This is a genomic window from Clostridium sp. FS41 (assembly GCF_000954015.1).
GTDB classification, from domain to species: domain Bacteria; phylum Bacillota; class Clostridia; order Lachnospirales; family Lachnospiraceae; genus Enterocloster; species Enterocloster citroniae.
Genome location: NZ_JYHN01000059.1, coordinates 422,140 through 445,300, shown reverse-complemented (window position 1 = coordinate 445,300; position 23,161 = coordinate 422,140). Strand labels below are relative to the sequence as shown.

General features: G+C 41.6%; 22 protein-coding genes. 4 read left to right on the top strand and 18 right to left on the bottom strand.

Features of this window, described 5'->3' with window-relative positions:
- Positions 1-3: 3 nt before the first annotated feature.
- Genes CLFS41_RS14060 through CLFS41_RS14050 form a run of 3 tightly spaced genes read right to left on the bottom strand, consistent with a single transcriptional unit; the run spans position 4 to position 2,941 of the window.
- Positions 4-1,329, bottom strand: a complete 1,326-nt coding sequence (locus CLFS41_RS14060) for an extracellular solute-binding protein (protein ID WP_045092602.1) — start codon at positions 1,327-1,329, stop codon at positions 4-6.
- A 40-nt stretch (positions 1,330-1,369) separates the two neighbouring features.
- Positions 1,370-1,783 (bottom strand): VOC family protein, encoded by a 414-nt coding sequence (locus CLFS41_RS14055; RefSeq protein ID WP_045092601.1) that lies wholly within the window; start codon positions 1,781-1,783, stop codon positions 1,370-1,372.
- Between the two features lie 27 nt (positions 1,784-1,810).
- Positions 1,811-2,941 carry a Gfo/Idh/MocA family oxidoreductase gene (locus tag CLFS41_RS14050; RefSeq protein ID WP_045092600.1) on the bottom strand — a complete coding sequence of 377 codons (1,131 nt, stop codon included), beginning with the start codon at positions 2,939-2,941 and terminating at the stop codon, positions 1,811-1,813.
- A 311-nt stretch (positions 2,942-3,252) separates the two neighbouring features.
- Between CLFS41_RS14050 and CLFS41_RS14045 the strand changes: the two genes are divergently transcribed.
- From CLFS41_RS14045 to CLFS41_RS31170, 3 genes are read left to right on the top strand one after another with little or no spacing between them, the layout of a single operon-like run.
- Complete coding sequence (locus CLFS41_RS14045) at positions 3,253-5,004, top strand: histidine kinase (RefSeq protein ID WP_045092599.1); 1,752 nt, start codon at positions 3,253-3,255, stop codon at positions 5,002-5,004.
- A complete protein-coding gene (locus tag CLFS41_RS14040; RefSeq protein ID WP_045092598.1) occupies positions 5,001-6,596 on the top strand; it encodes a response regulator in 1,596 nt (531 codons plus the stop codon). Before CLFS41_RS14045 ends, CLFS41_RS14040 begins: the two co-directional genes overlap by 4 nt.
- A gap of 38 nt (positions 6,597-6,634) precedes the next feature.
- Positions 6,635-6,946 carry a hypothetical protein gene (locus tag CLFS41_RS31170; protein ID WP_330610895.1) on the top strand — a complete coding sequence of 104 codons (312 nt, stop codon included), beginning with the start codon at positions 6,635-6,637 and terminating at the stop codon, positions 6,944-6,946.
- A 258-nt stretch (positions 6,947-7,204) separates the two neighbouring features.
- On the opposite strand, the gene CLFS41_RS28995 is transcribed toward CLFS41_RS31170, so the two are convergent.
- From CLFS41_RS28995 to CLFS41_RS13965, 13 genes are all read right to left on the bottom strand, one after another.
- Positions 7,205-8,275: a hypothetical protein gene (locus CLFS41_RS28995; protein WP_152649043.1), complete on the bottom strand. Its 1,071-nt coding sequence runs from the start codon at positions 8,273-8,275 to the stop codon at positions 7,205-7,207.
- 639 nt (positions 8,276-8,914) lie between these two features.
- Complete coding sequence (locus tag CLFS41_RS14025; RefSeq protein WP_045092596.1) at positions 8,915-9,214, bottom strand: HU family DNA-binding protein; 300 nt, start codon at positions 9,212-9,214, stop codon at positions 8,915-8,917.
- Positions 9,214-9,540 carry a hypothetical protein gene (locus CLFS41_RS14020; protein WP_045092595.1) on the bottom strand — a complete coding sequence of 109 codons (327 nt, stop codon included), beginning with the start codon at positions 9,538-9,540 and terminating at the stop codon, positions 9,214-9,216. The genes CLFS41_RS14025 and CLFS41_RS14020 overlap by 1 nt, the downstream gene beginning before the upstream one ends.
- A 19-nt stretch (positions 9,541-9,559) precedes the next feature.
- A complete protein-coding gene (locus tag CLFS41_RS14015) occupies positions 9,560-9,997 on the bottom strand; it encodes a hypothetical protein (protein ID WP_045092594.1) in 438 nt (145 codons plus the stop codon).
- Positions 9,978-10,211, bottom strand: coding sequence for a cold shock domain-containing protein (locus CLFS41_RS14010; protein WP_007868302.1), 234 nt, complete (start codon positions 10,209-10,211; stop codon positions 9,978-9,980). Before CLFS41_RS14010 ends, CLFS41_RS14015 begins: the two co-directional genes overlap by 20 nt.
- Before the next feature lie 1,297 nt (positions 10,212-11,508).
- Complete coding sequence (locus tag CLFS41_RS14005; RefSeq protein WP_045092593.1) at positions 11,509-12,195, bottom strand: response regulator transcription factor; 687 nt, start codon at positions 12,193-12,195, stop codon at positions 11,509-11,511.
- Entirely contained in the window at positions 12,192-13,472 is a 1,281-nt protein-coding gene (locus CLFS41_RS14000) for a sensor histidine kinase (RefSeq protein ID WP_161797490.1), read from the bottom strand. Before CLFS41_RS14000 ends, CLFS41_RS14005 begins: the two co-directional genes overlap by 4 nt.
- A gap of 619 nt (positions 13,473-14,091) precedes the next feature.
- Positions 14,092-15,552 (bottom strand): FAD-dependent oxidoreductase, encoded by a 1,461-nt coding sequence (locus tag CLFS41_RS13995; RefSeq protein WP_147329418.1) that lies wholly within the window; start codon positions 15,550-15,552, stop codon positions 14,092-14,094.
- A 26-nt stretch (positions 15,553-15,578) separates the two neighbouring features.
- Positions 15,579-16,427 carry a carbohydrate ABC transporter permease gene (locus tag CLFS41_RS13990; RefSeq protein WP_052665727.1) on the bottom strand — a complete coding sequence of 283 codons (849 nt, stop codon included), beginning with the start codon at positions 16,425-16,427 and terminating at the stop codon, positions 15,579-15,581.
- A gap of 68 nt (positions 16,428-16,495) precedes the next feature.
- Positions 16,496-17,434, bottom strand: a complete 939-nt coding sequence (locus CLFS41_RS13985; protein WP_242856845.1) for a sugar ABC transporter permease — start codon at positions 17,432-17,434, stop codon at positions 16,496-16,498.
- A 118-nt stretch (positions 17,435-17,552) separates the two neighbouring features.
- The gene (locus tag CLFS41_RS13980) at positions 17,553-18,998 is read right to left on the bottom strand and encodes an extracellular solute-binding protein (protein ID WP_045092589.1); all 1,446 of its coding nucleotides are present in this window, start codon (positions 18,996-18,998) and stop codon (positions 17,553-17,555) included.
- Positions 18,999-19,516: 518 nt separating this feature from the next.
- Complete coding sequence (locus tag CLFS41_RS13975) at positions 19,517-19,762, bottom strand: hypothetical protein (RefSeq protein WP_045092588.1); 246 nt, start codon at positions 19,760-19,762, stop codon at positions 19,517-19,519.
- A gap of 716 nt (positions 19,763-20,478) precedes the next feature.
- Entirely contained in the window at positions 20,479-20,862 is a 384-nt protein-coding gene (locus CLFS41_RS13965) for a hypothetical protein (RefSeq protein ID WP_082082585.1), read from the bottom strand.
- Positions 20,863-21,513: 651 nt separating this feature from the next.
- Here CLFS41_RS13965 and CLFS41_RS13960 point away from each other — a divergent pair.
- Positions 21,514-21,684: a ribbon-helix-helix protein, CopG family gene (locus CLFS41_RS13960; RefSeq protein ID WP_045092586.1), complete on the top strand. Its 171-nt coding sequence runs from the start codon at positions 21,514-21,516 to the stop codon at positions 21,682-21,684.
- 144 nt (positions 21,685-21,828) lie between these two features.
- Here the strand turns inward: CLFS41_RS13960 and CLFS41_RS13955 are convergent, their stop codons facing one another.
- Both CLFS41_RS13955 and CLFS41_RS13950 read right to left on the bottom strand, forming a co-directional pair.
- Positions 21,829-22,365 carry a chromate transporter gene (locus CLFS41_RS13955; RefSeq protein WP_007857856.1) on the bottom strand — a complete coding sequence of 179 codons (537 nt, stop codon included), beginning with the start codon at positions 22,363-22,365 and terminating at the stop codon, positions 21,829-21,831.
- Complete coding sequence (locus CLFS41_RS13950; protein WP_007857858.1) at positions 22,362-23,009, bottom strand: chromate transporter; 648 nt, start codon at positions 23,007-23,009, stop codon at positions 22,362-22,364. The genes CLFS41_RS13955 and CLFS41_RS13950 overlap by 4 nt, the downstream gene beginning before the upstream one ends.
- Positions 23,010-23,161: the final 152 nt, after the last annotated feature.

Sequence of the window (23,161 nt, the reverse complement as noted above, 5' to 3'; positions counted from 1 at the left end):
TACTTACTGCATGATCTCCGTGTTCATCTTCACAAATTCTTCCGGTGTGATTCCGCCCAGGAACAATTTGCCGGCTGCATCCATATGGTTCGTTGCCGGCTCTGCCAATAAAGCATTATCCCACCACAGTGATACACCTGTACTTCCCTTGTATAAGTCATATACATCTGCCAGTAACTTGTTATCAATACTTGCTACATCTGCATCTGTCTTCCATGCCGGGAGTCCTGCTCCACCCATCAATACATTTTCAGACAACCTTTCGCACATATATGTATATACTTCAACAACCTTCTCAGGATTTTTAACATTACTGTTAATCATAAATGTCTGATCAGCTCCTCCAAGGAACTCTGTATTTGCACCTTTACCACCCTCTATAGTTGGGAATTTTGTAACTACAACTTTATCTGCAATCTCAGAATTCATAACATTAGAGCAATACCAGCTTCCACAGAAATACATTGGGTTAATCTCAGATGTAAATAATGTATAAGCTTCATCACGACTCATTGCTGATGCTCCCGAATCAAAAGCACCTGCTGCAATCAGGTCTGTAAATGCCTGTGCTGCTGCCAGTGTTTCTGGGCAATCATATGTTGCTGTTCCTGCCAAAATTTGATTTACATAGTCAGCACCGGCAGTTCTCTGTGTCAACTGGTCTGTCCACCATGCAATATCTGACAGATTCTTTGCTCCGATAGCAAAAGGAACTGTACCTTTTTCGTTAAATGCTTTACAGACTTCCAGTAGTTCATCAAATGTCGTAGGGATTGCAAGTCCTACTTCGTCAAACATTGCCTTGTTGCAGAAGAGAACTCCCACATTGGCACGAAGAGGATAACCATAAAGTTTATCATTGTATTTAAAGAAATCTGTAGTTCCTGAAATCATACGATCCAGGGTTTCCTGTGTGGTATAATCGTCCAGACACAGCACCTTTCCACCTTCTACAAACGCATCTGAGAAACCACCTCCCCATGTAAAGAAGATATCCGGAAGTTCTCCGCCTGCTGCTGCTGTCTTAATTTTCGTTTTATAGGAATCTCCTGAGTCAGCTACTGCATCCATCTCAAATGTAACCTCAGGATATTTTGCCTGTACATCTTCAATGGTTTTTGCAAATGCAGAAGCTGTTCCACCGTTTGCCTCCGGCCATGTATGCCACATACTAATCGTAATAGGTTCTGCTGCTGCCGCTGTGGTAGTTCCTGCGGTTGTAGCTGCTGCCTGTGTAGTCTGAGTTGTGGATGATGAAGATCCGCACCCGGTAAGCATTGCTGTGACCATAGCCGTTGCGAGTAACACTGACAATAATTTTTTCCTCATTTTTCGTTTCTCCTCTTCTTTTATTTTGCATTTATTGTGCTTACTTTTGTACCTGCAATGATTCTTTTGTGTATTCCATAATCTCTATTCTGTTTCCATCCGGATCTGTGACCCAAAGCTGCCAGCTTTTATCACTCTGCATTTTAATGGGACCGTCCGTTAAGATTCCATTTTCTTTTAATTGCCTCTCACAGTTTTTGATATCTGGGGTTTCTATACATGCATGAAGGTAACTCAGGCGATCCGGGTCCAGTTTTTGTGGTATCTGATTCTTATTATCATAGAACAATTCGATAAAACTCCCGGGCACAATCTCCAGATACTCGATCCATGGCTTTTCCTCTGCATCCTTTAATGAGAATTTTTGTTTCAATCCCATTCCACTACAATAAAATTTCAATGCTCTCTTCATATCAGACACGCGAATGGCTATATGTCCCAAACCATTATACATTTATTTTACCTCTTCTTTCATCACCATCTACACCAATGCACTTTCTTCCTTAGGCCCCCAGAACCCATGGTCAAGATATCCCGTTGGCAAAGCCTCTGTCTGTTGAAATTCGGATTGCAACCTATATGTTTTGCCTGTGCCTGAGCTGATAATCATTCCATGGAGTATCTCCAGCACATGGTATGCCATCTCTTTGCTGGCGCGATGTTCTCTTCCCTGTCTGATGGACCAGGCCATCTCCGCTGCCCCCACTCCTCTTGCATTCTTCAAATATCCGTGGGTAAATGGAAACTGAATTGTCTCCCCAAGCATCTTCTTTAAATACACAGGTGAGTCAAACTTATTGGGATCCCCCATAATCAGTATGCCTTCTGTTCCGAAGATCTTAATACACGGCTGTTCGTCAATAATATTGGCGGAATTAAAATGAACAGTTGCCAGTACCTGATTTGTAAATCGTATGGTTCCCACTAGAAGATTTTCTTCCTCAATCTGAATCGGACTTTCAAACCACGGCCGGTCCACTCTTTTAGAGACACGTTCCGGCTCGTAAATCCGCCCCATTCCGCTTACTTCCTCTGCTGTTCCCATAATGCTTGCAAGTGCAGTTATATAGTAGCAGCCGGTGTCAAAAGCAATGCTTCCCCCTTTTGCATTCATGTGGGGAAATATGTCTCCGAATACCCGGAAATCACGATTCAACGACACAATAGCAGATAACGGTGTGCCTATTAAGCCATGTTCTACCACATATCTGGCTGTCTGTACACTTCCACCAAGAAATGTATCAGGCGCAACTCCCAGTCGTACATGATTCTCTTCTGCAAGACTGCACAGTTCTTTTCCTTCCTCCAGCTTTACTGCCATCATTTTTTCAGAATACACATGTTTTTTGTGCTCCAATGCCTCTTTTGTAAGTGCAAAATGAGCAGAAGGATTTGTCAGATTTATAATCATATCAATATCGGAATTATGAATTATCTCATCATATGACATCGCTTTAATGCCATATTTTGCAGCCTGCTCATTCATTCTGTTCTCATTGATATCTGAACATGCCACAGCCTCCATAATTTCAAATCTGTCTGCTATATTCTGAAGATAAATATCACTGATCACACCACATCCCACTACTGCAGCCCTGATTTTTTCATTCACTTATAATCACCTCCCCGTTCTGACGTCTTATGAGTTGATTATAATGTGTTCCGATTATGAAACGAACCCAAAAAAATGACTATGGTATCTCTTTTTTTTACCTTTCTTTTATGTATTTTTCTAGAATGTTCCAGTACTAATTCCACTTTTTTTACTTTCTTCCACTTTTTTTACTTTTGTTCTCTTTCATTTATTGCTTCTTTTTTTTTTTGCTATTTTTTGCTAATATATAAGTAGCAGTTTTGATTACCTTTTTACATCATATGCCCTGAACAGTTCCATACATAGATAGAAAACAAGGAGACTCTGTGATGATCAAAATAAGAGATTATATGCGAAAACAAAGTATACGTACAAATATGCTGACATTTTTTATTCTTATTTTTGTGCTGATCATTTTGGCCGCCGGTATCACTCTCACACTTTATAACAGACACCTGGCAAGAACGCAGCTTGTGGAGTTCTCAGAAAATAACCTTGAATCAAACTGCTCCAGATTGGAACAGCTTCTTAACGTTCCCAGCAAGATATCTTTCTCCCTGTTAGCCAACCGCCAGATCCAGTCTGCACTCTCCAAGAACCAACCTGATTCAGAAAACATCGCAAAGATAGAAGATATATTATACAGTACATGCTTTACATCTGCCGCCCGGTTATCCTGCTATCTTTATGACTATTCCGGATACTGGTATTATTACGACTATGAAAATAAAAAAATCCCATTAGATACAAACGTCAAAAATATTCCTCTCTATGAGGATATTGCAGCTGCGGATGGTTCTCTATTATACGCTGACTCCGGTTCATTTTTTTCAAATGCTTCAGGACTTTCCCTGTTCCGCATCTATAAAAATATTGATACACTGGCCCCTCTGGGAATCCTAATTATCAATATAGATTCTTCTGAGTTAAATGATGCTCTGGGTGCAGAGAGTGACGGTCAGATAACTGATTTTCTTCTTTCTTCCCAGGGAACCAATCTTTTAAATACACAGTTGAATGATGAAGTGGCAACCCTGATAAAAGATGCTCCTCAGGACGTCAAAACCCATTCGGTACTTCAAAATGCCGGAAACACTTTGCTTTGCTATAAAATGTTGACCAATTATCCTTTACTGCTGGGAACAATAGAAAATTTCTCAACCCCCACTATCCCCTTATACAATACCGTACTGGCTCTTATTATTATTCTTAGTATTCTTCTTCTGTGGGTCGGGATATTCATTGTCTCACGTTCCATTACCACCCCAATCATCGAACTGTCCACCCAGATGAAGAACTTTTCTCCCCGTGATTTTTATCCCATCCCTTCAGACTGTTCCACATCCAGAGAGACCGGATTGCTTATTAATCAGTTTAATACTATGGGCAGTGAGATCTCCCAGCTGCTGCAAAAGGAAGTTGTGGCAGAAAAGCACAGGCGCCATCTGGAGTTAACACTGTTGCAAAGCCAGATGAAACCCCACTTTCTTTATAACACTCTGGATCATGCTCGCATATTGTGCCTGTCCGGTGACACCACAAATGCCAGCAATCTGCTAAAGTCTCTGGGATGTTATTATAAAACCATATTAAGCAAAGGAAAAAATACCATCACTATCACAGAGGAGATTTCCATTATTAAAGAATTCATAAACATCCTCTCAAGCGGAAATGAAATTTTCTTTCACATTTCCTATGAGATTGACAAATCTGTAAAGGATCTTCCGATCCTGAAATTTGTTCTTCAGCCTCTGGTTGAAAATTGCATCAAACATGGGTTGTTTGGTTTGGATGATGGTGTTATAACCATCCGATTCTCCTCAGATGATCAGGATACCTTATATGCATCTATAACTGACAATGGGCGCGGAATCCCTCCCCAAAAAATCCAGGACATTATCAGGGAATCCTATCACAGTAAAACAGGCAACGGGTTTGGATTGTCAGCAACTCTGGAGCGTCTGCGGCTGTACTATGGTGAGAACTGCAGCATAAAAATCACAGATCAGAACCCGGGTACGCAGATATCTTTTTCCATTAAACATTTTTCGTCCTATTCAGGTGAAAGGAGTTCACAATGAGTGCAAATCTGAAATTGCTGATTGTAGATGATGAGAGCTACATCCGAACACTTTTAAAATATATTATTGACTGGGAATCTCTTGGCATCACCGTATGCGGAGAAGCCTCATGCGCTGAAGAAGGACTGCAGCTGCTGGATGAACTGCAGCCCAATATTATTTTTTCAGATATCTGTATGGATTTTATGGATGGCATTGAATTCTGCCAGATTGCGAAAAAAAGATCTCCCTATATTCGTATGGTTCTTCTTTCAGGCCACAATGAATTTGAGTATGCCAAACGCGGAATAGAGGCGGGCGTCTCCGCTTATCTGCTGAAGCCTCTGGAAGAAGATAAAATTAAAGAGACTATTGAGAAATTAAAGAAAGAAATTTATGATGAGCAGAAAATGCAACAGGATTTTACATCAATTAAAGAATACCTGGATAAGAGCAGAAATTTTCTCATTGAAAACAACCTGAATTCCCTGCTTTTACCCGGATCAGATTATCCCAATGCATTGAAGCGTCTTTCCTATCTGAATGTTGATTTTTCCGCAGCATTTTTTCAGGTAGTACTTTTTACTTTAAATCCTGTAGAGCCGGACAGTTCACTCAATCCTTTTGTTATATCCATGGACTGTCAGTCTATCATAGAAAAGAAACTGGCCGATATTCCAAACCTGTACATCTTTTTTGATTTAAACCACCACAACACCCTGCTTTCCAACAATCCTGAATTCGATCTGCTGTCCCATCTGGAAACTTTGAAGATCTCTATTCTGGAGAAGATGGATGTGAATCTGACCATCGGTGTCGGACAGCCTGTAAAGACGATTCCTGCCATAAGTCACTCCTACAATTCTGCAGTGGATGCCACAAAATACAGAACAATCCTTGGCAACAATCAGATCATCCAGTACAACTATATGCCCGCGCAGACAGTGGACAGTAATTTTTCCCTTGAGGAATCTATTTCATTTCTGCTCAAGGAGATTAAATCAGAGAATCTGGAGACCAGTATCAATCTGATTGATGAATGCATAGATTCACAGATCACCGCCCAAAATCCGGATCTTGTCCCCGCGAGAATTTCCCTTGTAACCATAGTCAACCACCTCACGAACCTGCTGATTCAATGCAATATGCGACATTCAGACAGTTTTTCCTACTGTCTTCTGGCGCAGGAAAAGATATACCGACTGGAAACTGTTGATGGAATGAAAAATCTGACACATAATCTGACCGCATCCATCATTCGGGATATCTCTTCTTCAAACCAGCACAAAACCAATGATATTATGGAATCCATAAAAAGCTATCTGGAAACTGACTATAGCAACAAAGATCTCACACTAAGTATGACTGCACAAAAATTTTACCTCAACTCCAGTTACTTAAGCAGACTTTTTAAGCAAAGCACAGGCATGACATTTACAAAATATCTTACTTCTCTACGGCTTAACAAAGCCGGAGAGCTGTTGCTTTCTACCTCCCTGCGGGCCTATGAAATCGGGGAAAATGTAGGATTTAACGACTCCAAATATTTCAGTTCCTGTTTCCACAAATATTATGGAATGACGACAAATGAATACCGGCTGGCACATTCCTGACTACCACTCCAGGTATGCGCCCTTCATGGGACTGCTGCATGCTTGCTGAACAGCCGCAAAACTCCTCGTCTGTATTTAGCAGGACGTGCCTTCCAGGATTTTTTTCTCCTCCAGTATATGGGCAATCTCTTTCTCGTCCATTCTTTTTCCCTTGGGTCAGGACAACCGTTGAACGCTCCATCAACCACATCAAGGATTCTTTCTGTCTTGCAGGAAGGAAAACACAAAATGAAACGACACTCCACGCGGATCTGCTTCTGGCCGGAATTACGCAGCTGCTTGGCGTGCTTCTTGCTGATAAGATACATCAACATCAATACCTCCGCAGCCTGAAGCCTCTGATCGCTTAAAGAAGATCTTAATATAGGACTTACCACTCTTTATCAGGGAACATTTGATGCTCCCCTTTATTTGTGTGCCTGTTTTTCAGTTACCTCCTGAAATTCCCAATCTATCAGAACATTCATCCTTGATATTCTGTAAATATCGGAATTCTTTCTTGTCTGGAATCTGTATTCCTAACTTGTTTCGCAATCACCTACTATTAAGTTTAGTGCTCTGAATACAATATAAGAATCGAAATAATCACTATATGCTATGCCTATAAATCAATTCGCCATCTCAGTATTCCAATTCATCATTGCCTCATATACCTTATAAGGGACCTTGCTCCTATTCCTCTTTGCAAATCTATCAATAAGCTCCTTTCGATGTAAAAGCAGTGCTTTCTCCGCCTCATCCCGGCTGTCAAATGAACCTATCTCTTTTGTCTTACCAAGAATATATATTGAAGCATCATATTTCCCACTTGCATTATTTTGACTGATATTCGTTTCAATTCCCCTACGCTGGAATATTGTATTTGCATAGTGTGTTACCAATGAACACGTGTTAGGGCTATATACATTGTTCCCCTGTACCAGAATATCCTTATCTAAATCGAATTTCCTTCCTTCAATGATATTTTCCCGATACCACTCTCTGAAATTTGCAAAGTTCCACCATTCCTCACTTACTCTGCAATTCTTGTAATACGGCTTTATTTTATGGGTAACCTCACTATAACACCTCTGCATCATATTAGCCCATTTGCGATAGGCTTCTGACTGTCTATCACAATCACCGCACCCCAAGTAGCCAATGCCAAAGAAGGATTTTTTCATATGTGACGGCTCCCACCCATCTGGCCTGTAATCAATGCCGTTCATGGTATCAAGTATATATGCCTCTGAATCATCTCCTGTTTCCTCATAATGTCTGCTGACAGCATCATATTGATATTGGTTTAATGGATAAATGTGCCTGTAATATGTATCATTCTTATTATTTCCTTTATGCCAGCAGCAGATATTATTTGAAATATCATAATTTACGGTAAATTCCTTTACTACCAATTTCCATGCTTCTATTACCTGTTTCTTCCAAACCCAATTTCTTCCATCAAACACATTCCTGTTTAACTGGTAGCATATTTCACCATCTTTATTGATCTTCTTCCTTGTGAGGAAGTACTTACCATTATAGAATGACACAGCCCTACCATAATTAGAAATCCAGGAATCCTTGTGGTCTAACAATTGCACAAATACCTCATCTTCTGCAATCGGTTCAATCCCGGACTGTTCCACAACAAGTATGTAAGATGGATAGATTTCCTTATAATGGATCTGAATCTTCATTGAGTCATCTGCCATGAACTTCCTAATATTAGATTCTCTTCGTTTTTGTCTTATGTGGGCATTATAGCAATCCTTACATATATCGGATTGCCTCCACATCCCTTTATTAACTCTTCCCCTTATTCGGTTTAACGGTACTTGTTTCCCGCACTTTTTACATAGTTTTGTTTCGTTATTACTTTGATTCATTATATCTTTTCAATTTCCTTTCAATTTCTTCTAATAAATTGCCTGGGCAGTCTTTTGAGCATTAAAATAAGACAGCATGATTTCTCATACTGCCTTTCAATTAGGATTTATTAATATGAACCTGACAAATAGAATCACCCGGAACGAAATTTAGTTTACCATCTCACACCCAATTGGGTTTGAGTCTGATACACATTACCTATCTAAACTTATAGGATTTTTTCTGCGGAATTATGCGTAGAATTACGCGATAGATTTATTCTTGAACTTCTGATACTGGCTTTCTTTTACTTCCTATAGGTGGGAATTCCCACTTATCTTTTCGTTTTCACAATGTATTCTGCTGTTTCATCATAACTGCCCTTAAACACAGGCGCTCCAACATGGATGATTGAGTATCTTATCAGTTCCTTAATGTCTATTATATTTCATACGCTCCTTCATCATTTTTTAATCTGCCTGGGAATCCTCTACATTGTACAATGCTCTTTCTAATTCTGTCCCTATGACTGTCTTAACCTTTATATGCGGAGGAACCTCTACTTCCTCTCGCGTTTTTGGATCATATCTTATATATGCGCCCTTATATTTCGGTTCCATGGTGAACACTTTATGGATATGGAACCGTTCACCATCACACAATGTTTCTGTCAATACATCCCCAAATGCTTTCATGAATTTATAGGTTGCTTTTTTAGTCAGTCCGGACTTATGTGCAATCCTTGTTACGATATCTTCTTTTCCTGCCATTAATTTAATCTTCCTCTCTTTGGACACCATACTGGGCTTGTTACTGGTGGATGATCCACACCAACATATCCCATATCATTTTCCCTGTCCTCATGGTCACAGTAGTAATTCTTATACATATAATCCATACACTTTAAAAATTCACACTCATTGCAATGCGGCACTTTATTTGCCATAGTTATATCCTCCTCGATATCATCTAAGCAGATGCCTAAATGCTTGTTAACTACACGCCCCAATTCGTCAATATTCATTTCTCCATACAGGCATGATAATCTTGTCATGTTTTCATCATTAATAACCACTCCCCTGTCTTTTAATTCCATATGTATTTTCCTCCTGATATTATCCTTTTACGGTAAATCCTTTTGCCTTCAAATATTGAACCGCTCCTTTGAGCAATGATCCATTATCAATCGTCTGTTTGATGGTATTATCCCATACATGGGGCTTATGGCTTACTGACAGCTCTCCATGTAATCCTTCGTTCGCCCAAGTTACCACCTGGAACCCTGTAGCATTTACATAGTTGTCCATTGCATCATAATCAATATAGACATACGCAACGCACTTGTTCCCTTCCATCCTTGCTTTTGTTTTCACAGCCGAATATAGGAAATCATAGGTTCTTCGATAGCTTGATGGTGTCCACCCTGTATAGTAGTCCTGTAAATAGAAATTCAATGTTTCATATACTCTGTCTGCCATCTGATTAACCATGCCCTGTAATACTGGAACCAGGGCAGAGGCCAGTTGATTCATGTTACTTATGTTTCTTACCATTCCTTACCGTCCTTTCTGGTGCCTCAATGACTATTACAGATTTAGCATTGTAGTCGCTCCTGTCGTTAATGAACACTTTAAAGTGCACATAGTACCCACAATCAATATGTTCTCCGAAAAGATTTGACCTGTGGATGAAATATGTATTGCCATCCTCGCCACGTATGAATCCATATCCTTTGTCGCTGAAATATTTTGTTACTCTTCCATACATTTCTTTATTCCTCCCTCTGCTTGTGTAATGTTTAATGCACATGAAATTATCATTTCAAATCGTGCTCCTGCAATACCTCTGTGACGCACTACAATGGACGAGAACGGGTATTTATGGGTACTGTGCTCCGTTCTTCGTCTATAATCTAAGTGCTGTATATAAGCGTTACAGTTTGTTTTGGCGCACTAAAATAAGCCCGTGAATATGTGATGTAGCTACATACTCATGGACTTATTCAGATGTCCAAATATTTAGTTTTTGATATCGAGAAGTAATCAGCTATTTATTTGATAGCATTTCAATTTTGATTAACTTTTGCAAATAGTTAGTTAATCTAAGGGTTGGTGACATCCTTAAAACCTCCTATTTACGTTGTTTTTTGACTATCCGTGTGGGTTCAAGTCCCACTGCCGGCACTGTTTTTTGGAAAGTGTAAAGTCTTGGAAGCACCGTATTTACGTTGTTTCTGAGGCTTTATATTTTTTGTGTAACATTTAAATGGAATACCAAAATTGGTATTCCTTAAAAGGTGGTATTCCTTGAGTATCAAAATGTCATATTTTGTTTAATATCTTTATGACACTGTATGGGAGATCGACCGGGAATAAAAGACTGTTTTGATGCTGACTATTCTACCGTGATTGATTTCCATGGGTGGCTTTCCAATGAACTGAATGGAACCCACTGGAAAGGCGGCGGAGATCCACAAGGCGGTTATAGCTATTCAAAAGCTCTGGAATGGAATAACCTTTTGTACACATATGCAAAGACATCCCTTTATACTAAAGTCGTATCCATTTACAGTATTGTTGACACAAGATACATTTAAAACAAACTATGATGAAGTATCGGAACACAATGCAATTCCATCCCCTGGTACCCTCCAATAATACTCTGGAGATCTATACATAAACACAGGTGATAGAAAAACGCCAGTAGCAAAGAATCCTGAATACTATACTACAGATCAAGCTCTTACGGAAGCGATAGCCAATGAAGAGCAATACTATAACTTTGATACACTGAAAATCAGTAGACTAAAAGTATGGAAGGACAGAAAATATACCAGTATATCAGAAGCATTGGAATCAGCAGTAATTCCTGATGTAGATATTCAGATTGGAGATGATGGAAGTCCTTACAATGCCGGAACCAGTGGTTCACTCGTATAACTGATGATCCATTGCAGTTAAGGAATATACTGTAAAATTTGCTGAGATAAATGGAAAGAATAAATTCAATGGATTTGCACTTCGTAAACGGTACACGTATCGACACCATACGTTAATTAATATTATCACTCATCCTCTCCCTCATCAAAGATTTTTAAATCCTTTAGCATGGCTATGACATCTTTCATGCGTCTTTTTCCGAATTTTTTTAAAATATGGCTAACCTGCACCCTTATGGTAGTTTGTTCGACATAACGCAGCTTCGCTATGCTGCGGTATGTTTCTCCATTGTATAGCATCTGCAAAATTTCATATTCCGAGGTGCTGACTTTCATCATGACTTGAAGGGCCTTCCGCGTCTGCGACTGTGCCGACTGGATTTTCTTGTATTCACTTATAATCTTTTTTGCGGCTTCTGGCCTCACTGACAGCTGGTTTTGGGCCACCTCGCGTATGGAACGTACCACTTCGTCCGGCGGCACGTCCTTCACAATATAGTTGGATGCCCCTGCTAGGTATGCGCTGAACAAAAATTCGTCATTTTTATGGATAGTCAGCACCACGCATTTTATATCCGAAGCAAAAGCGTGAATTTTTTCTATAGCTTTTATGCCGGCAATGCGGCTCTTCATCTGGATATCCATCAAAATGACATCCGGCTTCTCAAAAGCGGCATTTTCAGCGCAGGCCTTCGCCACTGCCTCAGTCCCGGAAGCCGCAGTCCAAACGACAGAAATGTCCTGAATATCCAAAACATCCGTCAAATAATGGCGGATACCCTCAACATCATCCACTATGGCAACTTTTATCATTCTCTCTTACGCCCTTTCTGCGGCAGTATTATTAGCACGGTGGTGTATTCTCCATAACGGCTGTCTATGCGGACCTGACCATAATGTGCCTTTATTATCTTGCGTACGTAGGACAGGCCAAGGCCCCAATTTAAGTTTCCTTTTTTGTTGGAATAATGCGGCATGAATAGTTTTTTCAAATCTTTTTTTCTGATCCCTACCCCGTCATCATTTACCGCCACGACCACGGAACGGAAAAACATCTGCATTTCTACCTGGATGTGACCCTCAGGCTTTTCCAGACACTCTATGGCCTCCACAGCGTTATTCAAAATATTTATTAAAGCTTTTTCTACATGGTACTTGTCATAATAGCCAACTTGGCTAAATAGCTTGTCATCATCCAGAATCAAATGGATATTTGGAGGCAGATATACAGAGTTCACGGCGTTCTTTATTATTTGAAGTAGGTCATTTTGCACGAAGCGCAGCCTCACATTGGCAAGGTTGTTGAGCATATGGACCGTCATTTCCATGGATGTCTTAAGAAAAGCATCCATGTCCTTAAGTCCCTTTATGTCTGCCTCGGCACATTCTTCTTTTGCCTTGCGCATATAAATTTGCATTGCAAAAAGCATGTTTTTCTGGGAATGCAGCATATCACGCAAAATGTCGTTTATCATCTCTATGTTGCGCCTGATCCTGTATTCCATAAAAGGCATGAATGTCTGGTCAAAACGAAAATGAAGGAGCACCACGAGTATGAACACCATGATCCCCATCAACGCCAGGGCTATCGCCATGCAACTGAACTGCGTGTCTACGGACATAATCCCGAACTGCCAGAAACCCGTCTCAATAGCCTTGCTTGCGGAAATGGCAAAAGGCCCAAACAAGAACAACCTGGCATAGGCTATATTCAAAAGCCCCAGGCTGGCCGCGAGCACACCTATGTGCTTTTTGAAATAATGTACACGCATTCTCCTGCCATAAATCAACAGCATTATGACTGGCGAAATCAGAAGCAGCAGGGCTACTGCCTTGTAAATGAGCGTAGATCCCTCTGTCAGCATGTGAAAAACAGTGTTGCGGTGGCAAGCCAGGTAGATCCAGTTCGATACTTTGGGATCAGAATATATTAAGAACGTAAGCGGCTGCAGGCAAACCACCACAAGCAGCAGCCTCTCGCGCTTAATCCTTTCCATGTTCCAGGCAATTTCAGTTATGAACATCGTATTGGAAAACAGATAAATGAAACTGCCCAGGTTCATGATCCTAAGCATCTTTCCAAATGACATTCTTGCATGCCGGACCAGATATATGTAAATGCGGTAATCCAAATCATACAAGTTGTTGGTTGAATAACTGTAATAATTTCCAAATAAATTTATCTGCAGCACTGTTGAAAATAGCGATAATATGCAGCCTAAAGCCATGAAAATAAACAGCAAGCTGAAACGACTGTTATGGTCAAATATCAATAGCGTCAATGAAAATATTAGCAATATAATGATAGCATATGACATCGCTTAACCCTCATATAGGCCAAAATAGCCAAAAACTTAAAATCCACATAATGCAACGAAACGGCACGAAACCAAGGCACAAGAATCCTCGGACAAAAACCGCCCAGGAAAACATTGCCGCCCAAATTTCAATGCCGTCTGCGTCTATAGTTAGTGTGCTGTCCGTAAGTAACATGATTTTTTGTATGTTATCTTGTGGCAGTTCATTATGTTTTTTGCGCCAGCCCCTATAATATGCGAATTTCCGCGCCTTAAGTCAATCTTATCACAGGTTAAAATATTTTTAAAGAGGTGATTTACAATTTATGCAAATCAATCGCGGCAGGCATTTGTTGCACATCAGAGCCGTGCAGCCCGGTCGAAAAAGCACGGCCTGCATACATCCGGCACCTCACCCAATATTTTTCTCTAGTCTCTTTTTAAGCTGCTCCATGTCTATGTCTCTCACATTTTCCTTTCCTGCTTTTATAAGCTGAGCGGACGCTGCCCCTGCGGCTTCGCCCAATGCGCAGCAGTAAGCTATGTTCCTGGCAGCCGAGAGAGCCAGGTGCACCGCGCTGAAGCACCTTCCTGCCATGTACATATTATCGAAGTCACAGGATATGATTGCTCTGTACGGCACATCGTAAAAATCATACTCGCCCAATTCCCTTATTTCAATCCCATCTCGCGAGCCCTTATGTATCTCTACTCCGCCATGGTTGCTGCACACAGCGTCATCGAACCTCCTCAAGTTCTCTACATCCTCCTGGGTAAACACGTAATCCCCGCGGATCCTGCGGGATTCGCGCACTCCCATAAGGCTCGCGGTATCCATGATGTAGGAATTCTCAAAGCCCGGCACAAATGCTTTTACGAATCGGTAAATTACATGGCATTGCCTGCGCATGTCTGTCATGGCCGCACTTATCTCCTGCGAGCTGTCGCCTATGTACTTGGCAACCGTGGTGCAGTTCAAAAGCACATGACCAGGAGCCGGTTGGTTGAGCATCAGGATTCCCCTTCGCAGGAGCATATCCTGCTCCTCCGCGCTAAACATGTCCGGATTTTCCTCGCAGCGTAGTTTTATAAATCTTATAAAGTCCGCAATATGCGCATAAACGCCATTTTTTATGTTTTCGCGGCATTTCTCAGGGCTCATAATGTGGCGCTCATATGTAGTATAGGACTGCTTAAAAAGATCCGGGTTCTCCTCCATATAAGCAAAGGTTCTATCCAAATCGCAGCCACCTATGCGGAACATCAGCGTAGGGGATGATGAATAGCTTCCTCCGCCTTCCTTCATGCACTGCGCGCCTGCCAGATAACCAAGCTGCCCGTCACCAGTACAGTCTATGCAATAGCGGGCCCTCACAGCCTGCTCCCCCTCTATGCTGTTTATGATGACCGCCTCAATCCTGCGTCCGTCCTTCACCACGCCCGTGACTGTCGTACCAAAACGCACATCGACTCCGCACTCTCTGACAATGATCTCATCCAATACAAATTTGGCAGCTTCAGGATCTATCGGGACCTCAGGGCGGCTCTTTAAGAAACTTGTGCCCTGCAGCTCATCGAATCTTTTTATGAGCTCCGTTGCTAGCCCTAAATTCTGGGGCGCTATAGCTATCTTGCTCATAAGCCCCCCCGTCATCATACCGCCAAGATAAAACATGCGCTCTGCCAAAAACACGCTGGCTCCGTCTCTGGATGCTGCTATTGCCGCTCCTACACCGGCACAGCCTCCTCCCGCCACAAATACATCTACAGTAGCTACAACCGGAATCTTTCTCATCTCAACATTAATATAATCCATGTTTTTTACAGGCTTTACGTTTTTTGCCTGTCCTCCTCTCTCTAAATTGCTCTTCACAAGCCTGGGCTGCCACCCTGCTTAACTCACCCTTTAACCGCACCCTCCGTCAAGCCAGAGATAAAAAACTTGTTAAGCACCAGATATACAATCGTCATGGGTAGTATTGAGATTCCTATGCCCGCGAGCATTAAGTTCCAGGATGAAGCTGACTCGCCTGAAGATTTGAGACTCACAAGGCCGACTACCAAAGGCCATTTATCCCTCTTTGATATGGTGAATACGTAAGGCAGAAGATAATCACTCCAAGCGGTACGGAAGGATAAAAGTCCTATTGTGGCCACTAACGGCTTTAACAGCGGGAATATTATATATATAAATGTCTTGAAAAACCCGCAGCCATCAATCTTTGCCGCCTCGTCCAACTCCCTGGGGATCTGAGATACATTCCCCGTTGCGATAAATACCTGTGTGGTATTCATGCCAAACACGCGGATAATTATCGGTCCTAGCAAGCTCCCACTGAGCCCAAGATTTTTTGCCAATCCAAGCTGCGGATAAAGCGCCAACGTCCCTATCGATATGAACATCGAACACAGAACCATCTTGTAAACAAATTTCGTGAACTTCGACTTTCCCCTGGCAAATACATAGCCGCTGACTGACGCAGTCAGTACACATCCAACAATCACAAAGAAAGAATAAAAGATGCTGTTCATTGTCAACCTTCCAAAATTAGCCAGGTTCCAGGCCTCCACATAGTTTTCAAAGTGCCATTCTTTAGGAAAAATATTCGTACCCCCGACCAAAATCTCCGCATTGGTCTTAAATGATGACAATATGATGTATATTATCGGGAATACCGCAAATATGAACACAGCTAGAAGCACGGCATATGTAATTATTTTGGCAACTGCTTTACCCGTTTTATGCACTCCTGTTCCTCCTCTCCGCGCAAACAACGCTTTGTGTTGCCTAAGGAAACGCTTTAATTAGCGCTTCTCTAATCCTCAATTTCCTGCATTTTTTTTGAAACTCTCAGATATATAAGCGTAAAAATACCCAAAATGACAGCCGTAATCACGGCCAGGGATGATGCATAACCAAACTGCGTACGTGTCTGGCTGTCCCCGTATTGGAAGAAATACTTGAATATGTAAGTCATAACGACCTCCGTACTTCCTCCGGGAGCACCGTTTGTTAATACAAGTATCAAATCCGTCATTTTAAGCGTGCCCAGGAAACTAAGCATTATTATAAGCTGAAGCACAGGGGCTAATAGAGGCACTGTGATGAAAAAAAACTTTTGCAGTGCGTTCGCCCCATCAATTGACGCACATTCATAAAGTGTCTTCGGAATATTCTGGAAGCCCATGATAAAATAAATCATGTTCATGCCGAACGTTGTCCACAGAGATACGAGTATTATGACAACAAAAGCATTTTCCTTGCGTCCTAGGAAATTTATATTTTTCTTTATCAAGCCCAATGAACGCAGGACATCATTGACAATTCCGTTGTATGAGCTGAACATGATTGAGAAAATGAGACCGACAACGGCCACGCTCAAAACTGACGGTAAAAAATAGGCTACGCGGAATGCGGCTTTCCCCTTAATCTTGCTATCAACCAATGCTGCCAAAACTAATGCAAGCGGTATCTCAAGCAGAAGTTTTACTGCTGCTATGAAAACCGTATTTTTTAATGAATTCCAAAAAACGGGATCCCTAAAAAAGGCCCTGGTAAAATTCCCTATGCCTAGAAATACTGGTGTGGTATAGCCGTCATACTGAAACCATGCCCAGCGAACAACCCAGAAAACCGGATATACGACAAACAGTAAAAATCCAATAAACATGGGCAATATCATAATAATCTCTTGCACCCTATTTTGGCTGCCCAAAGTTTTAAGCTTACCCTTTCCTCTCTCGCACTTTGCCAAATCATACCACCTCATCTCATCAATTGCTCTCGCCGACAGCCGGCAAATCACGAATATTCAAGGATCTTGTCGGCACATCGGTCTCCCGTTTCTGAAGCATATTTTGCGACAGTCTTTATTATTTTATTAAGCTTTCAAAATTGTCAACAATGTAATCATCCATCTTTATAGTTCCGTCCGCTACCGCGGCATCTAAAGCCTCATTGTAGCGCTTATCAAGATCAGCCAGCCCTTCTTTTACGTCCACTAACCTTGTCAAGATCTTGTCAAATACATCCTTGTAACTGTCACCCTCGATTGATATAAGTCCATCGGGGAATCCATATCCTGTATATCTGTAAGAGCTATCGCCGAACTCCTTCCACTGCTCGGACACATTGACGGCTGTAGATTTTTCTCTTACATCGTCACGTGTTATCATGTCCTTTTCAGATTCAAAAAGAGTGAGCAAAGAATCCTCCGACAGGAACAATTCCATTACCTTCATGACCTTATCTTCCACACCGTCCTCTACGGCCGTTGAATTCACGACATAAAAGTTGCTGGGAGCCGTGTACATTTTGTACCTTTCACCGGCTTTGTCAACCGGGAACGGCCCTACGCCCCACTCGAATGAGGGCTTAAACTGTCTTTCAAACACTCCAACATCGCTGCTCATACAGGGAATCATGCCTATGTTGCCCTCGGCGAACTGAGCCCTCTTTGTGTCATCATCGATAGTCTCATAGCCGGGGAACATAAGGCCTTCGTCTATGAGTTCTGTCATCAAATTAAAATACGGTTCCATGGATGAAAAATCATACCTGCCTGTGCCATGATTGAAATGCATGCTACCTGTAGAGGCAGATGCCATGGGAAGCATATAATACAGGCCGTAGCTCGTATATCCCATGCCTACGCCATAGCCATAAACGCGCCCGTTGCCATTCTCCGTAATCACCCTGGCGCAATTAAGCAGATCTTCATATGTCTCGGGATATTCAAGTCCCAAGGAACTGAAAAGCTCTTTGTTGTAAACCAGGCCAATATTCGTTCCCTTATATGGCACAGCATATGTCTTGCCGTCAACTAGCCCCACGCCTTCTGAGTTGATCTGCTCGTAAGGGGCCACAAGCTCTTTTCCTCCTGGCAACTCGTCAAGACAAGCTAAAATGCCTGATTGCGCATATTGTGGAATTTTGTTGCATTTGAAAATATATGGGGCTTCCCCTGCCTGTATCGCTACATCCAAGGTGCTGTAATAATCAGACCCGTATACAGACAAGTCTATAGCGATTCCAAGTTCCTTGCCCTCGCCTTCGTTAAACTGCTTTACGAGTTGCTCAAACACATCCTTGCTGTGCGCATCGTTTGACCACACAGTTATTGTCGTGACATCTCCATTGTTTTTAGTGTCTTCTTTGCCGCTGCCTCCTGCCGGAACTTCGGTTTGGTCCGCATTCGCGCTCACAGACGTCTCCTGCGCTCCTGCGTTGGCACTTTCAGAGGATGCCTGCCCGCATCCGGAAAGAGCCATAACACTTCCCATTGTCGCAACCAATAATGCGCAAACCAGTTTCTTCATAAAATATGTTCCCCCTTTTACATAGTTAGTGTACTTTCGGAATCTCTCTTTGACCAGATTTGCAGTTGTACATAGACTGTATATTGAGTGTTTTTAGATGTAACTGGCCTAAAATCGGCCACAAGTATTGGTGCTATGGAGATTCCTAGTCATTTCGTCATCTGCAACAGACGCATCCGGATTGTCAGCACTTCATCGCAAGGCCCGCTAAACGCGCATGAACGTTTTACTATTTCATATACATCGAACGGCCTAGCCTATAGCCCAGAATGCAGCGCGAAAAGCATGCGTCTTTTATCAGAATCTGCTAACGCAGTTTTGATATGTTTATTATTGCATATTTATCAAAAATTGCATACTGCAAAAAAACATAAACATTAGACCTCTCATACCTTATTGTAATGAAAGCGGGGACCGCCTAAGTTGTGCCTAAAGATTACAAATTAATACTACAAACCACTTTAACTTATAACTTGGCAATCTTGCAAACCACACGGCAAACAAACTCCATCAAACATTTATTCCCTTTTTAGACCAGAACCAAATTTCGTATAAAGATATTCCGTATGCCGCAGATGATGATGGGATTTCAGCAGAAGGTAGTTATCATGAAGCATTCCAAGAAAAAGAGAATGAGATGGAGCGCCTTGTAGATACTGTAAAGGAGTTTGTAATGTAAACGAAACATTTACCGTTCCATTCTCTACCTTTATCTCATTATTTCCACTCCAAAAGCTTATATCAAATGCAACAGCTTCATCCATTTTGAATCCTTCAATTGAATTGCGTAAGGTTTTTTCTGATTTATCGTCCTGATTGACGTTAGAAATTCTTACTTCCGTATTTTGTGGAAGTATATGACTCTCGGCAGTTATGCGGATTACTACACCATTTATGGTTTCTTCATATTCAAATCCTTCGTATATATAAGTACAATGTTATCTTTTTAAACCCCTTGGTATCAAAAACTATCTTATCCGGTATTCTATCTTTTTCACAATTAATAAGAATAGGAATATCGATATACTTTTCTAAATCATCCAGTTCAGTGTTTGTCAATAATAAATCTATTGACACTTTTTGGTCTTATAGCAAACAAATTATTATACAGTTTTAACAGATCGGATATCTTTTTTGTTTCTGTAACGTTATTGTAACGAAAATAGATAAAGAAAATAGTAAAAACCCCCGTAGTTTAAACTAAAACCACGAGGATTAGAATATGATTATTGTAATTTTATATTAACCAGAACCTATAACTCTAGTCTAACGAGATACACGTCCAGAACCATTACACCGTGAACAGGTTCCCCATGTGCAATATGGGCAGTTATCCTTTGAGCTCTTTCCCAAAAACTCATGGTATGTATAGCCAGCACCGTGGCAAACAGGACAGTTACCAGAGCCACCACATCTTGGGCAAGGATCATCGGTATTTCTTTGGGATGAACTACTTCCTGATGAGGATCCTGTGTCATAATCAGAATAACCCTCTAGTTGAAGATGTATCGGATACTCCAAGCGTCCTTCCATCCCAAATTCCATTAGCATCTAGCCAGTATTTCCCATCAGGTGATGTGGTATTTCTCAACATTGCACCAGAACTGCTCATAAAGTACCATCTTCCATCGCCCCCTTGTACCCAACCTGTATACATATAGCCGTCTGTATTGAAGTAATACCACTCTCCGTTAATCTCGCAGAAACCATTGCTCAGGTAACCTCCGCCATCTGTTGAATAAAACCAGCCATTTCCATCCTGTACCCAGCTACCTCCGGCAAAAGAAACAAAAGACATTTTGATGCTTAACATCACAACCATTAAAAGTAAGTTTCTTAAAAAATGCTTTTTCATTTTTTTCATTCTCCTAAGTCCCCCAAAAATTCAGAGTTTGATCTGCTAACCTATAGCTACTTAAATATATATTATAGCTTCTATCCGTCACACTTTCAGCTCTTATTTGTTACACATTTTATACTCCTATATTGTAGCCCTAAGTGTCTGTTTAGCGTATCTACCGCAATTTTCGGCCGGAATTCCCAGGCAAACTAATTTGGCGGCATTCTGAGGCCGTTATGTGCGCTGTACGGACTTTCAAATATCTCAGAAGGAAAATATTATATGCACTCGGGATCAATGACAAAAAAATAGAACCCACAGTAGGATTCTATCTATTTTCAATTAAGGTTTTCAGTTCCTCAAATGTCACGTTTTTTTCATTCATTAGACTTACCAAGCCCTCTACTCGAGCCTTATCCATTTCTTCCATGATACTATCATGCTTTTTCTTTGACTCAGCCAACTCTTGCTCTTTTTTCTATCTTTTCAATAATCTTCTTTAACTCGTTTTCATACTTAGTCATATACCGTTTCTACCGGCCATTTTGAACCTCCTGATATTGTGTCATTTCTTCCATTCTTTTATCGGCTATTATTTTAAGTACTTCCATAAATTCATTATTCATGTAAGCCTCCTCGTTATATCGTATATTATACGCAAAGGGAGAACGCTATATGAAACCATTAAAAACACGCATAAGTATCACCCTTGATTCAGACATTCTGGAAATGATTAAAGAGTTAGCAGAGGACGATGATCGTTCCGTGAGCCAATATATCAATATCGTACTTAAAGATTGGATCACAAAGGAAACAGGTGAAAAATCAAATCTATCTTCCAAATAAGCTAGTCTATTGAATACACCCTTGGCAGAGGAAAGTCTTAAAAATGACGTTTTACGTTGTTTTTGGAGCTTTTTCTTTTGTCATTGAAACCAATATCTGCTACTACAATATGCATAATTATAAAAACCATGCAACAGCGCCCCATCATCCGAACAAAAGCCCCAATAGAGCTCCTAACAGAATCGTCTTTGGAATAGACAGCTTAAGTTTATTCATGAGGAAACCTACAACTGCTGCAATCGCAACCAGGTTCCAGCCGATTCCCAAAGGTCCCTCTCCAGTCAAAAATGTCCCTCTGCTCTGCGAAACCACAACAGCGGCCAACATGCCGATACAGACAGGGCGGATTCCGGTAAAAAGCCATTCCAAATATCGATTACCCTTGAATTTCGTGATGAAATGTGCGGCCAGCATGCAGAGTGTCAGCGAAGGCATCATGGTTCCCAGATTTGCGCAGAACGCCCCCAGCCACCCGGCCGTGCGAAAGCCCACAAAGGACGCGCTGTTGATTCCCAGTGAGCCTGGGGTCATCTCCGCTACCGCCACAATATCCAGTACCTCTTCCGATGTCATCCATCCGTACCGGAGTACGATATCGCTGATGACCGGAATCATAGTCATCCCGCCAAAGCTGCAGAACCCCACCTTCATAAAAGACCAGAACAAAAGAAGGTAGATCATGAATGACCGCCCCCTTCCCGTTTGTTATCCGCCAATCCGTCTTGAGCTGCTTGACGGTCATCCGTCAGTCCGCCTTGGGTTTTCCCGCCAGCCTGCTTCTGATCCCGGACAAAGCCCAGCGCCAGCCCGAACACGGCGCCAAGAATTACAATCATAGGCTTACTAAGGCTTGTAAAGGTGCACAAAAAAAAGGCCACAGCCATGATGACATAGCTAATCCTTGATACAAGCGCCTGTCCTTTTAATTTCCATGCCGCACCTATGATCACAGGAATGACCGCGCCTCTGACTCCATTCAGCACATGGCTGACCGCGCCAATCTGCTTCATCGCCGTATAAAAGTAAGTGACGATAGAAAACACCAGGAGCGCTGGTGTTGAAAGTCCCAGGGTAGCTGAAAGCGCTCCCACCGGACCGGCCACCGTATAGCCGAACATTACCGAAATATTCATGATCATCAGTCCCGGAAGAGATCTGCCTACGGACATAAAGTCAAGAATCTGCTGCTCCGTCACCCAATGACGCCGGTCTGCAAATTCTTCCTGCATCTGAGCCACAATCCCCCATCCGCCGCCGAAGGTAAAACATCCAATCTTAAACATGACACAGAAAATTGTGACATTCTTTTTCCACTTTTCCCACATATACATCCCCTCTTTCCCATTTATCATACCACTTTTCAGAAGGGACGTCCATCATGAAAAAGTCTTAACTCTTCAAAACAGGCAAAGCTAAAATCTTCATGGTTTCCCACGCGCAATACGGGCAGTTATCTTTTGAACTTTTTCCCAAAAAC

Excerpts from the sequence above, each read along its gene's own strand:
- CLFS41_RS13955 (WP_007857856.1), bottom strand. The coding sequence starts at position 22,365 with ATGATCTACCTTCTTTTGTTCTGGTCTTTTATGAAGGTGGGGTTCTGC.
- CLFS41_RS13980 (WP_045092589.1), bottom strand. The coding sequence starts at position 18,998 with ATGAAGAAACTGGTTTGCGCATTATTGGTTGCGACAATGGGAAGTGTT.
- CLFS41_RS14060 (WP_045092602.1), bottom strand. The coding sequence starts at position 1,329 with ATGAGGAAAAAATTATTGTCAGTGTTACTCGCAACGGCTATGGTCACA.
- CLFS41_RS14000 (WP_161797490.1), bottom strand. The coding sequence starts at position 13,472 with ATGTCATTTGGAAAGATGCTTAGGATCATGAACCTGGGCAGTTTCATT.
- CLFS41_RS13975 (WP_045092588.1), bottom strand. The coding sequence starts at position 19,762 with ATGGATGAAGCTGTTGCATTTGATATAAGCTTTTGGAGTGGAAATAAT.
- CLFS41_RS14045 (WP_045092599.1), top strand. The coding sequence starts at position 3,253 with ATGATCAAAATAAGAGATTATATGCGAAAACAAAGTATACGTACAAAT.
- CLFS41_RS31170 (WP_330610895.1), top strand. The coding sequence starts at position 6,635 with ATGCTTGCTGAACAGCCGCAAAACTCCTCGTCTGTATTTAGCAGGACG.
- CLFS41_RS14020 (WP_045092595.1), bottom strand. The coding sequence starts at position 9,540 with ATGGAATTAAAAGACAGGGGAGTGGTTATTAATGATGAAAACATGACA.
- CLFS41_RS14055 (WP_045092601.1), bottom strand. The coding sequence starts at position 1,783 with ATGTATAATGGTTTGGGACATATAGCCATTCGCGTGTCTGATATGAAG.
- CLFS41_RS28995 (WP_152649043.1), bottom strand. The coding sequence starts at position 8,275 with ATGAAGATTCAGATCCATTATAAGGAAATCTATCCATCTTACATACTT.
- CLFS41_RS14005 (WP_045092593.1), bottom strand. The coding sequence starts at position 12,195 with ATGATAAAAGTTGCCATAGTGGATGATGTTGAGGGTATCCGCCATTAT.
- CLFS41_RS14040 (WP_045092598.1), top strand. The coding sequence starts at position 5,001 with ATGAGTGCAAATCTGAAATTGCTGATTGTAGATGATGAGAGCTACATC.
- CLFS41_RS13950 (WP_007857858.1), bottom strand. The coding sequence starts at position 23,009 with ATGTGGGAAAAGTGGAAAAAGAATGTCACAATTTTCTGTGTCATGTTT.
- CLFS41_RS14025 (WP_045092596.1), bottom strand. The coding sequence starts at position 9,214 with ATGGCAGGAAAAGAAGATATCGTAACAAGGATTGCACATAAGTCCGGA.
- CLFS41_RS13965 (WP_082082585.1), bottom strand. The coding sequence starts at position 20,862 with ATGAAAAAAATGAAAAAGCATTTTTTAAGAAACTTACTTTTAATGGTT.
- CLFS41_RS14015 (WP_045092594.1), bottom strand. The coding sequence starts at position 9,997 with ATGGTAAGAAACATAAGTAACATGAATCAACTGGCCTCTGCCCTGGTT.
- CLFS41_RS14010 (WP_007868302.1), bottom strand. The coding sequence starts at position 10,211 with ATGTATGGAAGAGTAACAAAATATTTCAGCGACAAAGGATATGGATTC.
- CLFS41_RS13960 (WP_045092586.1), top strand. The coding sequence starts at position 21,514 with ATGAAACCATTAAAAACACGCATAAGTATCACCCTTGATTCAGACATT.